Origin of the sequence: Rhizobium sp. BK379, assembly GCF_014193955.1 — a bacterium.
In the GTDB taxonomy this organism is placed as follows: domain Bacteria; phylum Pseudomonadota; class Alphaproteobacteria; order Rhizobiales; family Rhizobiaceae; genus Rhizobium.
Genome location: NZ_JACIAD010000002.1, coordinates 654,625 through 669,724, shown reverse-complemented (window position 1 = coordinate 669,724; position 15,100 = coordinate 654,625). Strand labels below are relative to the sequence as shown.

14 protein-coding genes and 1 tRNA gene are annotated in these 15,100 nt (G+C 59.1%); 3 read left to right on the top strand and 12 right to left on the bottom strand.

The genetic code is table 11. From position 1 onward, the window contains the following. Positions 1-26: 26 nt before the first annotated feature. The 7 genes from FHT93_RS14285 to FHT93_RS14255 all read right to left on the bottom strand — a co-directional run bounded on the left by FHT93_RS14285 (position 27) and on the right by FHT93_RS14255 (position 7,825). Positions 27-869: a dipeptide ABC transporter ATP-binding protein gene (locus FHT93_RS14285; RefSeq protein ID WP_018114133.1), complete on the bottom strand. Its 843-nt coding sequence runs from the start codon at positions 867-869 to the stop codon at positions 27-29. After that, the gene (locus FHT93_RS14280) at positions 869-1,720 is read right to left on the bottom strand and encodes an ABC transporter ATP-binding protein (RefSeq protein WP_112969818.1); all 852 of its coding nucleotides are present in this window, start codon (positions 1,718-1,720) and stop codon (positions 869-871) included. Before FHT93_RS14280 ends, FHT93_RS14285 begins: the two co-directional genes overlap by 1 nt. Before the next feature lies 1 nt (position 1,721). Continuing rightward, positions 1,722-2,612, bottom strand: coding sequence for an ABC transporter permease subunit (locus FHT93_RS14275; RefSeq protein ID WP_112541477.1), 891 nt, complete (start codon positions 2,610-2,612; stop codon positions 1,722-1,724). 9 nt (positions 2,613-2,621) lie between these two features. Then, complete coding sequence (locus FHT93_RS14270) at positions 2,622-3,626, bottom strand: ABC transporter permease subunit (RefSeq protein ID WP_112969819.1); 1,005 nt, start codon at positions 3,624-3,626, stop codon at positions 2,622-2,624. 86 nt (positions 3,627-3,712) lie between these two features. Then, positions 3,713-5,308, bottom strand: coding sequence for an ABC transporter substrate-binding protein (locus FHT93_RS14265; RefSeq protein ID WP_183848043.1), 1,596 nt, complete (start codon positions 5,306-5,308; stop codon positions 3,713-3,715). A gap of 349 nt (positions 5,309-5,657) precedes the next feature. Then, positions 5,658-6,131, bottom strand: coding sequence for an iron-responsive transcriptional regulator RirA (gene rirA, locus FHT93_RS14260; RefSeq protein WP_018115077.1), 474 nt, complete (start codon positions 6,129-6,131; stop codon positions 5,658-5,660). Between the two features lie 197 nt (positions 6,132-6,328). Continuing rightward, on the bottom strand, positions 6,329-7,825 hold the full coding sequence (locus tag FHT93_RS14255) for a CoA-acylating methylmalonate-semialdehyde dehydrogenase (RefSeq protein ID WP_183848041.1): 1,497 nt from the start codon (positions 7,823-7,825) through the stop codon (positions 6,329-6,331). A gap of 172 nt (positions 7,826-7,997) precedes the next feature. On the opposite strand from FHT93_RS14255, the gene FHT93_RS14250 reads away from it, so the two are divergent. Beyond that, the gene (locus FHT93_RS14250) at positions 7,998-8,312 is read left to right on the top strand and encodes a putative quinol monooxygenase (protein ID WP_183848039.1); all 315 of its coding nucleotides are present in this window, start codon (positions 7,998-8,000) and stop codon (positions 8,310-8,312) included. Then, complete coding sequence (locus tag FHT93_RS14245; RefSeq protein WP_183848037.1) at positions 8,309-9,190, top strand: LysR family transcriptional regulator; 882 nt, start codon at positions 8,309-8,311, stop codon at positions 9,188-9,190. Before FHT93_RS14250 ends, FHT93_RS14245 begins: the two co-directional genes overlap by 4 nt. On the opposite strand, the gene FHT93_RS35525 is transcribed toward FHT93_RS14245, so the two are convergent. The 5 genes from FHT93_RS35525 to FHT93_RS14225 all read right to left on the bottom strand — a co-directional run bounded on the left by FHT93_RS35525 (position 9,138) and on the right by FHT93_RS14225 (position 11,060). Then, positions 9,138-9,359 carry a hypothetical protein gene (locus FHT93_RS35525; protein ID WP_246781604.1) on the bottom strand — a complete coding sequence of 74 codons (222 nt, stop codon included), beginning with the start codon at positions 9,357-9,359 and terminating at the stop codon, positions 9,138-9,140. The genes FHT93_RS14245 and FHT93_RS35525 overlap by 53 nt on opposite strands. A 30-nt stretch (positions 9,360-9,389) precedes the next feature. Further along, entirely contained in the window at positions 9,390-9,827 is a 438-nt protein-coding gene (locus tag FHT93_RS14240; RefSeq protein ID WP_183848035.1) for a DUF4174 domain-containing protein, read from the bottom strand. Positions 9,828-9,938: 111 nt separating this feature from the next. After that, positions 9,939-10,178: a helix-turn-helix transcriptional regulator gene (locus FHT93_RS14235; RefSeq protein WP_018115082.1), complete on the bottom strand. Its 240-nt coding sequence runs from the start codon at positions 10,176-10,178 to the stop codon at positions 9,939-9,941. Positions 10,179-10,402: 224 nt separating this feature from the next. Beyond that, positions 10,403-10,479 (bottom strand) — tRNA-His (locus tag FHT93_RS14230). A 131-nt stretch (positions 10,480-10,610) separates the two neighbouring features. Beyond that, positions 10,611-11,060, bottom strand: coding sequence for a phasin (locus FHT93_RS14225; RefSeq protein ID WP_018115083.1), 450 nt, complete (start codon positions 11,058-11,060; stop codon positions 10,611-10,613). A 215-nt stretch (positions 11,061-11,275) separates the two neighbouring features. On the opposite strand from FHT93_RS14225, the gene FHT93_RS14220 reads away from it, so the two are divergent. Further along, complete coding sequence (locus tag FHT93_RS14220; protein WP_183848024.1) at positions 11,276-14,983, top strand: PAS domain-containing sensor histidine kinase; 3,708 nt, start codon at positions 11,276-11,278, stop codon at positions 14,981-14,983. Positions 14,984-15,100: the final 117 nt, after the last annotated feature.

Genomic DNA, 15,100 nt, shown 5'->3' with positions numbered 1-15,100 from the left:
CGTCGCTGCGTGGAATGCCTACGGGATTATGAAGCCGCAGGCAACGCAGCATTCTTGCGTGCAAGACGCGCCCTGATCGTTTCGACATCCGCGCGCGGCGTCGCTGCAAACAAGGTCTTGGTATAGTTGTGCTGCGGGTCGCTGAACACCTGATCCCGCGTGCCGTATTCGACCGCCTCGCCGAAATACATCACCATCACTTCGTCCGCCATGTAGCGCACGACCGAAAGGTCATGGCTGATGAAGACATAGGTGAGGTTCAGCTCGTCCTGCAGGTCGGCGAGCAGGTTCAGCACCTGTGCCTGCACCGACAGGTCGAGTGCGGAAACCGGTTCATCGAGAACCAACAGCCGCGGCTTCAGCATCAGTGCGCGGGCAATGGCGATACGCTGGCGCTGGCCGCCCGAGAACATGTGCGGATAACGATTGAAGTGGACGTCCTGCAGGCCGACCTTCTTCAGCATCGCCATCGCCAGATCGCGGCGTTCGGCCGCCGGCGTATTGGTGTTGATGAGCAGCGGTTCCATCAGGATATCGCCGATCTTCTTGCGCGGGTTCAGCGATCCGTAGGGATTCTGGAAGACGATCTGGACCTTGCGGCGGATCTCCGGCGTCAGGTCGCCCTTGAAGATATCGACCTTCTTGCCGTCGATCATGAGATCGCCCGAGGTTGCCGGGTCGATCATCGTGACGATACGGGCGAGCGTCGACTTGCCGCAACCACTTTCGCCGACGATTGCCAGCGTCTTGCCCTGCTCGACGGAGAAGCTCACGCCCTTGACGGCATGGACCGTTCTCGCCTTCTTGAACATGCCGCCCGGCAGGTAATAGTCGCGGACGATGTTCTTTGCTTCGAGGACTGGCGTCATCAGGCCGCTCCCTCCACAGTCTTGTTCGGATTGAAAAGTTCGCCGATGGTCGGCAGCCGGTCGCCGGTCGCATTGTCGGGAAGTGCTGCAAGCAGGGCCCGCGTGTAATCGCTCTTCGGCGCTTCGAAGAGCGAAAGAACATCAGCCTCTTCCATCTTGCGGCCCTTGTACTGAACGATCACCCGGTCGGCCGTTTCTGCAACCACGCCCATATTGTGGGTGATCATGATCAGGCCCATGCGATGTTCCGTCTGCAGGCGCATCAGCAGATCGAGGATCTGCTTCTGGATGGTCACGTCGAGCGCGGTGGTCGGCTCGTCGGCGATCAGAAGCTTCGGATTGCAGGCGATTGCAATGGCGATCATGACACGCTGGCACTGGCCGCCCGACATCTGGTGCGGGAAATGGCCAAGCCGCTCTTCCGGATCGGGAATGCCGACCGCCTGGAAAAGCTCGATCGCGCGCTTGCGGCGAGCCGCCTTGTCGAGGCCGAGATGGATTCTCAGCACTTCTTCGATCTGGAAGCCGACCGTGAAGCAGGGATTGAGGCTGGCGATCGGCTCCTGGAAGATCATCGACATATCCTTGCCGATGATCTCGCGCCGCTTGGCGCCGGACATGCCGAGCAGGTTCTGGCCGTCAAAGAGCATCTTGTCGGCCGTCACCTTTGCCGTCCAGGGCAGAAGGCCCATGGCAGCAAGCATCGAGACGGACTTGCCCGAGCCGGATTCGCCGACGATCGCCAGAACTTCGCCGGCATCGACCTTCAGCGAGACGCCGTCGACGGCGCGGAAAGGCCCGGTCGAGGTCTGGAATTCGACGACGAGATTTTCGATTTCGAGAAGCGCCATCTCAGGACCTCTTCATCTTGGGATCGAGCGCATCACGCAGGCCATCGCCCATCAGGTTGATGGCGATAACGGTGATCAGGATGGCAAGACCCGGAAATGTTACGACCCACCAGGCGCGCGAAATGAACTCGCGAGCTTCGGCAAGCATCGTGCCCCATTCGGGTGTCGGCGGCTGGGCGCCCTGCCCGAGGAAGCCAAGGGCGGCGGCATCGAGGATCGCGGCGGAGAAGGCAAGCGTTGCCTGGACGATCAGCGGTCCCAGGCAGTTCGGCAGGATCGTCTTGAACATCAGCCGGAACGTGCCGGCGCCGGCGACGCGGGAGGCGACCACATATTCCTTTTCACGCTCAGCCATGACGGCAGCGCGCGTCAGGCGCACGAAATGCGGCTGGTTGACGATCGAGATCGCGATCATGGCATTGAGCAGGCCAGGCCCGAGAACCGCAACGAGCACGAGGGCCAGAAGCAGCGACGGGAAGGCCAGGATGATATCCATGAGGCGCATGATGACGATATCGACGCGACCACGGAAATAACCGGCAACGAGGCCGATCAGAACGCCAGCAACCACCGACAGCGTGACGACCACGACACCGATGAACAGCGAGAAGCGTGCGCCGAAGATCAGACGCGACAGGATATCGCGGCCGACGGCATCCGTGCCGAGCGGATAGGAGAAGCTGCCGCCATCCATCCAGAAAGGCACGGAGAGCAGGAGCTGGCGGTTCTGCTCGTTCGGCGCATGCGGGGAGACGAGCGGTGCGAAGATCGCCAGCAGAAGGATGATGAGGAAAACGAAGAGGCCGATGACGGCGCCCTTGTTTCGCGAGAAGTAGTACCAGAATTCCGTGAGGCCGGAGGGCTGGTCGGATTTTGCAGTAACCGTGCTCATGAACCGCTCCTAGTGCCTGATACGCGGATTGATGAAGCCGTAGGCCAGGTCGACGATCAGGTTCACCAGCATGATGATGCCGGCGATCAAGAGGAGACCACCCTGGACGACTGCATAGTCGCGTTTGAAGACAGCATCGACCATCCACTTGCCGATACCCGGCCAGGAGAAAATCGTCTCGGTCAGAATGGCGCCTGCGAGCAGCACGCCAACCTGCAGGCCGATCGTGGTGATAACAGGGATCATGGCGTTTCTGAGTGCATGAACACCGACGACACGGAACGGCGCGAGACCCTTGGAGCGGGCCGTGCGCACATAGTCCTCGCCGAGCACTTCGAGCATGGCCGAGCGGGTCTGGCGGGCGATCACCGCAAGCGGGATCGTCGCCAACACCACGGTCGGCAGAATGAGATAGCTGACGGCCGAGGCGAAGGCGCCCTTCTGGCCGGACAGAAGACTGTCGATCAACATGAAACCGGTGACCGGCTTGAAGAAATACATCAGCGAGATGCGGCCGGAGACCGGCGTCCAGCCCAGATAGCCGGAGAAGAAGATGATGAGCAGCAGGCCCCACCAGAAGATCGGCATCGAATAGCCGATGAGGGCAACACCCATTACACCCTGGTCGAACCATGTGCCGCGTTTGACGGCTGCAAAGACACCCGCCGGCACGCCGAGAAGGACAGCCACCAGGATGGCGCAGAGCGACAGCTCGAGCGTTGCCGGGAAAAGCGTGAAGAACTCGCCGAGTACAGGGCGCTTGGTGACGATCGAGGTGCCGAGATCGCCATGCAGCACTTTTCCGAGATAGTCGAAATACTGCGCATACATGGGCCGGTCGAAACCGAGATCGTGCATGATCTGTGCGTGACGTTCGGGTGCCATAACACGTTCGCCCGACAATAGCATGACGGGGTCGCCAGGAAGCAGGCGGATGAACGAGAAGGCAATGAGCGAAACGCCTAGGAAGGTCGGTATCAGGACTGCGAGGCGCCCGATGAAAAATCGCAACATAGCAGGTTGTCCAATAGTTTCCGGCGGTCAGGTAAAACCTGACCGCCGGTCAAGCCCGGTTTTTGCCGGGCAGTTTATCATTTTTCTTATTCGGCGATATCAACGCCGTCGAAGCGGTGAATGCCGAGCGGGTCCATGAAGAAGCCCGACACCTTCTTGCTGACCGGTACGAAAACCAGCGAGTGGTCGAGTGCTGCCCAGGGAGCTTCCTTCTTAAAGATCACCTGAGCTTCTTCGTAGAGCTTCGTACGCTCAGCAACGTCAGCCGTCTGCTTGGCCTTGGTCATCAGAGCGTCGTAGTCCTTGTTGCACCACTGAGCGCGGTTGTTGCCGCCGACAGCGTCGCAGCCGAGCAGCGTGTCCATGAAGTTGTCCGGGTCGCCGTTGTCGCCGGTCCAGCCGAGGATGACGGCGCCATCGCGCTTCACATCGGAGGAGAGCTTCAGATATTCAGCCCATTCATGGGTGACGATCTCGACGTTGACGCCGATCTTGGCAAAGTCGGCCTGCATCAGTTCGGCGGCGCGGCGAGCGTTCAGCATGTACGGACGCGAAACCGGCATTGCCCAGATCTTCATCGACAGATCCTTGACGCCAGCGGCTTCGAGAGCCTTCTTGGCACCGTCCGGATCGTACTTGTCGTCCTCGACGTTGTCGTTATAGGACCACATGGTCGGCGGGATCGGGTTCTTGGCAACCTGGGCTGCGCCCTGGAAAACGGCGTCGATGATCGCCTGCTTGTTGATCGCCATGTTTAGCGCGCGGCGAACTTCCGGCTTGTCGAACGGAGCCTGCTGGGTGTTGTAGGCGAGGAAGCCGACGTTCAGGCCCGGTTGTTCCATAACCGTCAGGTTCGTGTCCTTCTTCAGCTCGGCAACGTCGGCTGCGTTCGGATACGGGATCAGGTGGCATTCGCCGGCCTTGAGCTTCTGGGCGCGAACAGCAGCGTCGGGGGTGATCGCGAAAACGAGATCGTCGATCTTTTCCTTGCCCTTGAAATAGGCTTCGTTGGCCTTGTAGCGGATAACGGCATCCGGCTGATAGGCGACGAAGGTGAAGGCGCCCGTGCCGACCGGCTGCTGGTTGAACTGGGCCATTTTGCCGTCAGCAGCGAGCTTGTCGGCATATTCCTTGGAAACGATGGAAGCGAAGTCCATCGCGAGGTCGGCCAGGAACGGCGCTTCCGGATGGTTCAGCGTGAACTTGACCGTCAGGTCGTCAACCTTCTCGACCGACTTGATGAGGTCGGGGAAGCCCATGCCGGCAGCGTATTCGTAGGAACCGCCTTCGACATACTTGTTCCACGGATTGTCGGACTTGATCTGGCGCTCGAAGGAGAAGACGATGTCGTCAGCGGTCAGATCACGCGACGGGGTGAAGAAATCGGTCGTCTGGAACTTCACGCCAGGATGCAGCTTGAACGTATATTCCTTGCCATCCGGGGAAACCGTCCAGCTGTCGGCGACGCCAGGCTCGATCTCCGTACCACCGTGCTTGAATTCAACGAGGCGGCTGTAAACCGTGCGCGAAGACGCGTCGAAGGTCGTGCCCGCCGTGTAGAGGCTCGGATCGAAGCCTTCCGGCGATCCTTCGGAGCAGTAGACAAGCGTCTTGGAATACGCGGCGGTGGCCATGACCGAAGCCAGGGCTGTCGCTGCGAGCAGGACAGAGAACTTTTTCATGATGTCGTTTCCCAGGTTTGTTCTTTTTTGATCTTTAGAGATCGGGAGCTCATTACCCCGATCAACGGGCCGATGGAACGATATTTATTTGCTGAAAGCAACGGCATCCGCAGAAAATTTTTCCAGAAAAGTAATTTTAGAAATTTTCGGTCAAAAATAGGCCAAAATTTGCAAGATTGAGGCAGATTTCATCCGATTCCCGTCGCTTTTGGTATAATTTCGCGTCGCGAAACGGCTTTGAAAGCGGTTTCAAGCTGACCTGATATATCACTACTCCGTGAGCGCCAACAAAAAACCACGGCCATCGAAAGCGACCGTGGTTCATGAGGCAATCGGAATAATTCTGATATCAGGCAGCTGGTGCCGGAACAGCCGGTTTGCGCAGATCACCGGTGAGGCCAAGCAGAAAGCCGATCTGCGGCCGCGCCTTGACCAGATCGTCAATCGAATATTCGGTCAACACGTCGAAGAAAGCATTCAACGCCTTGCGCAGCGCAGAGTTGAGGCCACAACTGTCCACCAAAGGGCATTCGATGGCACCATCCTCAAAGCATTCCGCCATGGCGAAACTGTCTTCGGTGACCTTCACGACATCGAAAAGGCTGATATCAGTCGCCGGCCTGCCAAGGCGCACGCCGCCGTTGCGGCCGCGCACGGTTTCGACCAGGCCCGCCTTGTTGAGAGGCTGCAGGATCTTGAACAGGAAGAGCTCGGAAACACCATATGCCCTGGCAATCTCCGGGATCCGGCTCAACTGTCCTTCATTGGCTGCACAATACATCAACATGCGAACCGCATAGTTGGTCTGCTTCGTCAACCGCATGCCAATCTCCTGAATCGTCTTTGCAAGGGGTATATAGTGGCATTCGCAGTTTTGAACAATTCCAAAATATGAAATTCACATTCAGCTTAACTGAGGCCGATTGCCGCTGGCTTCAGCCTTGGGAAAACCGCGAAAGTACAATCAAAGAAAAAGAGGGCCTTTCGGCCCTCAATTTCTGATTTCAGGTCTCTTTAGCCTTACTTCATCGTCGGCATGACGAATTCGGCGTCGCCCTTGATACCCGAGGGCCAGCGCGCGGTAACAGTCTTGGTCCGGGTCCAGAACTTGATGGAATCCGTACCGTGCTGGTTGAGGTCGCCGAAGCTCGAAGCCTTCCAGCCGCCGAAGGAATGGTAAGCAAGCGGCACCGGGATCGGAACGTTGATGCCGATCATGCCGATATTGACGCGGGAGGCGAAGTCGCGGGCAGCATCGCCGTCACGCGTGAAGATCGCAACGCCGTTGCCGTATTCATGCTTCATCGGCAGGGACAGAGCTTCTTCATAGTTATGGGCGCGGACGACCGAAAGGACCGGTCCGAAGATCTCGGTCTTGTAGATGTCCATCTCGGGCGTGACGTGGTCGAACAGGCAGCCGCCGACAAAATAGCCGTCTTCATAACCCTGAAGTTTGAAATCGCGGCCGTCGACGACGAGCTTGGCGCCTTCTTCGATGCCCTTGCTGATCAGGCCCTGGATGCGGTTATAGGCATCCTTGGTGATGACGGGACCCATATCGGCCTTGTCGTCGGTGTAAGGGCCGATGCGCAGGGACTCGATCTTCGGCACCAGCTTTTCAACGAGGCGGTTGGCGGTTTCTTCACCGACCGGGACGGCAACGGAGACGGCCATGCAGCGCTCGCCGGCCGAACCGTAGCCGGCGCCCATCAGGGCGTTGACGGCCTGGTCCATATCGGCATCGGGCATGATGATCATGTGGTTCTTGGCACCGCCGAAGCACTGGGCGCGCTTGCCGTTCGATGCAGCCGTTCCATAGACGTAACGGGCGATCGGCGTGGAGCCGACGAAAGAGACGGCACCAATATCGGGATCGGTGAGGATCGCATCAACGGCAGTCTTGTCGCCGTTGACGACGTTGAGGATGCCAGCCGGCAGACCAGCCTCGATCATCAGTTCGGCAAGGCGGATCGGCAGAGAGGGATCGCGCTCGGAGGGCTTAAGGATGAAGGCATTGCCGCAGGCGATCGCCGGAGCAAACATCCACATCGGGATCATGCCCGGAAAGTTGAAGGGCGTGATGCCCGCGCCAATGCCGACCGGCTGGCGGATCGAATACATGTCGATCGCAGGACCGGCACCTTCGGTGAACTCACCCTTGGCAAGATGCGGGATGCCGCAGACGAATTCACAGACTTCGAGGCCGCGGATCACATCGCCTTTGGAATCCTCGACCGTCTTGCCGTGCTCGCTGGAGAGCAGCGTCGCAAGCTCGTCCATGTGCTGGTTCAGGAGATCGACGAACTTGAAGAAGACGCGTGCACGACGCTGCGGGTTGGTGGCAGCCCATTTCGGCTGCGCGGCCTTGGCGTTTGCAACGGCGGCGCGCAGTTCCTCGACGCTTGCGAGCGCCACCTTTGCCTGCACTTCGCCGGTCGCCGGATTGAAGACGTCGCTGGTGCGGCCGCTGGTGCCGGCAACCTTCTTGCCGCCAATGAAATGACCAATCTCACGCATGGGTATTCCTCCTGATATTCTGGATGGCACAACAATCGCACTTCAATTTTCACAAATCAATGCGCTATAGTAAGCAACCGTTGTGCGTATATTGTAGTCCTACGACTGCAGTGAGCGCTCCTGCTACAAAACTGGCACCGCATAGGAACAAGTCAAAGGGAAGATCGAACCGATGAGTGAGAAACCTATTGTCAGAATGGCGGAGCTGGAGATCGATCCAGATACGATCGAAACCTACCGGGCGCTCCTGATCGAGGAAATCGAGGCATCAGTCGCGCTGGAAGACGGTGTCCTTTCTCTGAATGCCGTCTCCATCAAGGATCATCCGAACATAATCCGTATCCTTGAGGTCTACGCCGACCGGGACGCATATGAGGCTCATCTGCAGACGCCGCATTTCCTCAAATACAAGAAGGAGACATCAGACATGGTGACATCGCTGACGCTCATCGACGTCGATCCGATTGCGATGCGCTCAAAACCATGAACTGGGATGACGTACGAATTTTCCTGGCCGTCGCCCGCACAGGGCAAATCCTAGCCGCATCGAAGCGGCTGGGGCTCAATCACGCCACGCTCTCGCGCAGGCTGACATCGCTGGAAGAGGCGTTGAAGACACGACTTTTCATCCGCCGCACAAATGGGTGCGAGTTGACCGCAGAAGGCGACATATTCCTTGCCTCGGCAGAACGGATGGAGACGGAAATGCTCGCCGCGCAGGCCAATCTCGGCCACACCGATACGGCCATTGCGGGGACAGTACGCGTCGGCGCACCTGACGGGTTCGGTGTTTCTTTTCTTGCGCCACGCATGGGCAGGCTGATCGAGCGCCATCCGGCACTGAAGATCCAGCTGGTGCCGGTGCCGCGCTCCTTTTCGCTGTCTCAACGCGAAGCGGATATCGCCATCACGCTGGAACGACCGGAACAGGGCCGGCTGGTTTCCTCCAAGCTTACCGATTACACGCTTGGGCTCTACGCATCGGCGGAGTATCTGACGCAACGCAAAAAGCCCGGCGATATCGATGACCTGAAAGCGCATCCGCGCATCGGCTACGTCGAAGACCTGATCTTCACTGCCTCGCTGAATTTCTCCGGCGAAGTGATGCGCAGCTGGGATGCCGGGTTCGAGATCTCGACGGCGATCGGCCAGACGGAGGCCGTGCGCTCCGGTGCGGGTATTGGCATTCTGCACGACTATATCGCCCGGCAATATGAGGAACTGGTCCGCATCCTGCCGCAGGTTTCCATTCGCCGCGCCTATTGGACGACCTATCACGAAAGCGCACGCGATCTGGTGCGCGTGCGCAGCGTCATCGACTTTCTGCAGGAACTCGTCGACGAGGAAAGGCAAATCTTCCTTTGAAGCCTTTCCCGGTTCGAAGATGCTTTGCCGGTTCCTCGTTCTCATCAGGATTGGGAAGCGGCGTTTCATCCGGCAACCGATCAGGCTCCGGCTCCTTGATCGGCGGCACCGGTTTCCAGCCCGGTGATGGCATCGGCTGATCTGGAATGGGTTCGTTCGGGACGGACATGGCCGGCTCCTTTACGATTGCTATATCCGGTTATTTGTCTGCGCTGACGGCATCGGCAGCGCGCATCGGCATGCTGTCGATGATGGCGAAAAGTTCCGATGATGTGATCGGCTCGCTGACTTTCAGCTTCACCGTGCCGTCCTTGCCGAGCAGGAAGGCGGCGAATTCACCCGGGTCAGGCGCACCGAGTTCTTTCCGGAGCGCTTCGCCATCCAGCCCGTCGCCGCTTCCGAAGACCGGTTTTATGCTCGATCCAACGAGCTTGAGGACGACCATATCGCGTTCGTCGAGCGCATCGCGATCGGCAAGCAACTGGTTTTCCTGTCGTGATGCGCGGGAATTATCCCGGTCGGCAATCACAACGAAGACGCGGTTCTTCCACTGGAACTGTTCGAGGCTGGCGACGGCTGCGTAAGCCGCATTGGTCTCGTCGATCTTCGTTGCGCCGTAAAGAAGGGTCTTGGACATACACATACTCCCGTCACCGGTGAACGGTGCGGGAGCCGCAAGAGTTCCAACTATGTTGCTTTAAAAGGGACGACGGCCGATCAGAAATTGCTGATCGGCCCCGTCGCTACGTCAGATATGCAGAAACGCAGAAATCGGAACCTGCAGGGCTGCAGCAATACGCCTCAGCTTTGCGGGATCGGTACTTTCGCCGTTTTCAATTTCGAGGATTTCGCCATTGGCCAGACCGCAGGTCACTGCGAGGTCTTCAATACTGTAGCCAACCGCACTGCGTGCGCCCTTAACCGCAGCTGCCACGTCAATCGGGGAAACAGCGGTCGATTCCTCTATATTCTGAACAGAAATGGACATCAAATTCTCCTTAATGCCTCGGTGGACTGTCCCTACCCCCAGGCGGCAAGCCGCCAGCATTTCGCGACGCAACGAAAACATTGGGCAATTGCTGCATCGCACCGCACATAAATAGGTAAACTAATGTTAACGGCAATAGCAAAATGCGAGGAGGCATCATTTTGACGTCAAAAAGCGCCGATGCCGTGCACTGCCGAACAGGAATACCAACTTATGGGAGAGAATGGTACGGTTGGGGGGTCTCGAACCTCCGACCTCAGGTGCCACAAACCTGCGCTCTAACCAACTGAGCTACAACCGCACAATTGCCGCGCTCGGCGCGACGGGGGTCACATACGAGGACTTGAACTTTAATTCAAGCCCCGATTTGCCTTCAATATACAAAAAGGCCAAACACGCGGTCCAGCCTTTATTGCATATGGCGATTGTCGATCAGGCAACCTTGAAGGATGCCATGGCCTTTTCAGCGGCTTCCTTGGAAGGCTTTGCAACCTTCTCGGCAACCTGCTTGGTGGTTTCCTGCAGCGCCTTCGCCTGCTCGACGGTCACTTCAGCCTGCTTGCGCAGGAAGGAGGTCTGCAGCTCGAAGAATTCGGCGACGGACTTGACGCCGAGAAGCGCTTCCATGTGGGAGAGCGAGCTTTCGGCGTTGACGCGCAGCGCGTCGATCGCCTTGAGGCCGATTTCAACGCTGCCGGCCTGCGCGGTCTGCACCGTTGCTTCCAAGGTCTTGCCGGCTTCTTCGCCTGCAGACTTCAGCTTGGCATAGGCTTCCTTGGACTGCTGAGCACCCTTTTCGGCGAAGTCACGGAAGGACTCAGCCAGCTTGCTCGGGTCGAAAGAGGCAATTGAAAAAACGTCATCGGTCTTTATGGTAGCCATCGGATCGCGTTCCTTTAAGATGGGCAAAGCTCCTGCCCGCGATAAATTGGATGGATCTTATATAAGGCATTCCGTTGTGCATTGCAACATTATTGTGCGACGCACAATACGTTAACCTTTCCGGCCGAAAGCTCCCGGCTCTTCTGGACCGGTCGCAGACCTGCAGTTATTAATAAGCAGTTAATTTGAAGAGGCCGAAAGCGACAGGTTCGATCATGCCCGCAGTCCAGTATCCGTTCATCGATATTGCCGTTCATGCGCGGGTTCGTGAACGATTTTCGCGTGGCGAGGCCATGGTCCTGTTCTCGGGCGACCTTTCCCGTCTGCTGTGGGCAAACGGTGCGGGAGCCGAGCTTTTTGGCCATACTGCGGTCTATGATCTGCTCGACCAAGGTATCAGCCACGCCGATATCACCTTTCGCCAGCTCGAAGCGACTGCCCGCCAGCTCAGCGAAGTCGGCGACCAGAAAACCTTTGTCATCCGCATCGCCAAGGGCTTCCAGCGCGTTCAGGCTCCGGCTTCATCGGAGCTCATCCGTCTCGCTTCGGGCGAGAAGGCAATCCTGTTTTCCGTCCCGGTCTCCACTCGTCCACTGACGGCGGGCGCAAGCGCTGCGCAGATGCTGCAGGGACTCGATGATCCGGACACGCATATGGCGGTGATCGGGGCCGAAGGTGACGTCATAGCCGCTTCGCCAGGTTTCGCCTCGCTCGGCATCACTCAGCAGGCGGCAAGGACACTCATCACGCTTGCCGGAGCCCACCCGGACCGGCTGGTGAAGCGACCGGTCGCAACCGGTCGTGGCTATCTGCCGGCTGCCGTCGGCAAACTCAACGACGAGCCCGCACTCCACCTTCTCTTCGCCGTCGAGACGGCAATCGGTCATCTCGACCCGATCGAGCCCTCCGCCAATGTCGAAGAGCCTGCGCCGCAGGAAATTCCACCGGCAGAAACAGTGGCTGATATCGCTGGTGTCGCGGCGCCTGCTGCCGGCTTTACCGAAGCCGAGGCGATCGATGCCGTTTCCGGCATCGAAGAAGTCGAGGAAACGCTGGAAGACATTACCGGCGAGACGGAGGGCCCAGTCGAGGTCAGCGAACCGGCAGCGATCGAAGCCCAATCCGAGCCGCAGGTGGACGAAGGCGTTTCCGGTCCTGAAGTCGACGTCGAGAATACCGACGGGCAGATGGAGCAGCCGATTGAGGCGTCTGCTGCAACGGAAGCAACCATGAAGACAGGTGCAGAAGCTTCGGTTGCCGAACAGATCGAGCCGTCCGCTTCCGTCGCCGAAAACTTCGCGGCAGCACCCGTGGTTCCGGATGAGCCTGACAGCGCCCCGAAAAGCAGCTTCGTCTTCAAGCCGAACAGCCGTGCCACCCGCTTCGTCTGGAAGATCGATGCGGAAGGCCGTTTCAGCGAAGTTTCGCATGAATTCGCCGAAGCTGTCGGCCCGCACGCAAGCAACATCATCGGCAGCGCTTTCTCGGACATCGCGGCCCTCTTCAACCTCGATCCGGAATCAAAGCTCTCCGAGGCCCTGGCACGTCGCGACACCTGGTCCGGCAAGACGATCTACTGGCCGATCGAGGGCACGAGCCTCGTCGTACCGGTCGATCTCGCCGCCCTGCCGACCTACACACGCAACCGCGACTTCGATGGTTTCCGCGGCTTCGGGGTGGTGCGCCTGTCGGACGCGCAGGAAGACCCTCTGGCACTCGGACTAACGCTCGGGCCAGACGGCATCGGCCATGATGCCTCCTATCTTGGCCCGGCCAACGAAACGGTGCCGGAAGAGGCTGAACTGCCGCAAGAGCAATCTGACGAGGCTGCCGAGGCTGCGCCGCAGGGCGAAGACGCAGTAGCTGCCGTCGACGAAAACACCGGCTCGGACGTGGAAGCAGCGGCAGAAGAAACCGTCCCGGAAGCGACGGTTGCTTCGGAACCTGTCGCCGAGGAGCAATCTGTCGCCGAGCATCGTCACGAGCCGCGCGACGGGCAGGACGAGCCGCCGGCGCTGCGCCTTTCCGAGACGCCAAGCCGCCGCTTCACCGACAAGATCGTGCAATTGCACAGCGCTGGCAGCGGCCTGACGGCTGCCGAACAGGCAAATTTCCGTGAAATCGCCAAGCGTCTCGAGGCCTTCGGCGCGCGCCACGACGAGCCGGTCACGCCGCCGCAGCCGGAGCCTGATGTCGAACAGGCAGCGGCTCCAGAAGAGACAGTTAACGAGCCTTCCGCCTTCGAGCCGACAGTAGCTCAGGAAGCAATCTACGAAGCCGCGGCAGAACCGCTGGCGGAAGAGACTGCTGCCGAAGCGGAAGAAATTCCTGCAGCTGAAGCGGAAGACGAGGTGACGGAAGGTCTGCAGGAGACGGTCAGCCAGATCGAGGTCTTGACCAGCTTCATTCCGCCGCGCGTGAAGATGACGGACGGGCTTTCGGCTGCGACCGTCGATCTGCTGCCTGTTGCGGTACTGATCCATGCCGGCGACCAGCTGATCCATGGCAATCCGGAGTTCATGCGGCTGACGGGCTATAATTCCGTCGAAGCTCTCTCCGAAGTAGGCGGCATCGACGCGCTGCTGCAGCGCCACGACCTCGAAAACGGCACGGGTACGATGATGCTCGTCAAAGCAGATGACAGGCTGGTACCGGTCACGGCCCGCCTGCAATCGGTTCGCTGGGAAGATTCCAACGCCCTGATGCTGGCGCTGATGCCGGTCGAAAGCCGCGAAGAAGGCAAAGGCGAGGTTATCCGCCTCGACCAGCGCACCGACCGGATGGTGGAGAAGGTCGCCAAACTGCAGGTCGAGGTGGAGGAATTGCGCTCGATCCTGGAGACGGCGACCGATGGCGTCGTGGTCATCGGCACGGAAGGCGATATCCGCTCGATGAACCGTTCGGCAAGCGCCCTCTTCAACTACGACGAACAGGAAACGCGCGGCAAACCCTTCGTCATGCTGTTTGCCCATGAGAGCCAGAAAGCAGTGCTCGACTATCTGCACGGGCTTTCCGGCCACGGTGTCGCAAGCGTGCTGAATGATGGGCGCGAGGTGATCGGCCGCGAGGCTGCAGGCGGCTTCGTGCCGCTGTTCATGACCATGGGGCAACTGACCTCTTCCAACGGTTATTGCGCCGTCATTCGCGATATCACCCAGTGGAAGCGCACCGAGGACGAGCTGCGCAATGCCAAGGGCGCAGCTGAAACCGCCAATGCCCACAAGACGGATTTCCTTGCCCGCGTCAGCCATGAAATCCGCACGCCGCTCAACGCCATCATCGGCTTTTCCGACATGATGGCGAGCGAGCGCTTCGGGCCGATCGGCCATCCGCGCTACATCGAATATGCAAACGACATCGGCCGTTCCGGCCGGCATGTTCTCGATATCGTCAACGACCTGCTCGATATTTCCAAGATCGAGGCGGGTGAGATGGATCTCGACTTCGCCTCCGTCGGCCTCAACGAAGCGATCTCGGAAGCAGTGGCACTGGTGCAGCCGCAGGCAAACAGCCAGCGGGTCATCATTCGCACAGCCCTGTCGCAGTCGGTTCCCGACGTCGTCGCCGACCTGCGCTCCATCAAGCAGATCGCACTGAACATCCTGTCGAACGCCATCCGCTTCACGCCATCAGGCGGGCAGATCGTCGTTTCCACATCCTATGAGACGAACGGCAGCGTGGCGGTGCGGGTGCGCGATACCGGCATCGGCATGACGCGCAGCGAACTCGACCAGGCAATGAAGCCATTCCGGCAGGTGTCCTCCACGCAGTCGCGTCATCGCGGCGACGGCACCGGACTCGGCCTGCCGCTCACCAAGGCAATGGTCGATGCAAACAGGGCGATTTTCTCGATCAATTCTGCGCCGAATGAGGGTACGCTGGTGGAGATCACTTTTCCGTCACAACGTGTGCTAGCGGGTTAAAGCCTCGTTCTCCGCGCAATTTCAAACGCAGACCCGCTTTGCGTCTCTTCTGGAAACGCTCGCCAAAGAAAAGGCAGCCGATGGCTGCCTTCGAGAGTTGGTGCTGGTAAAACAAGA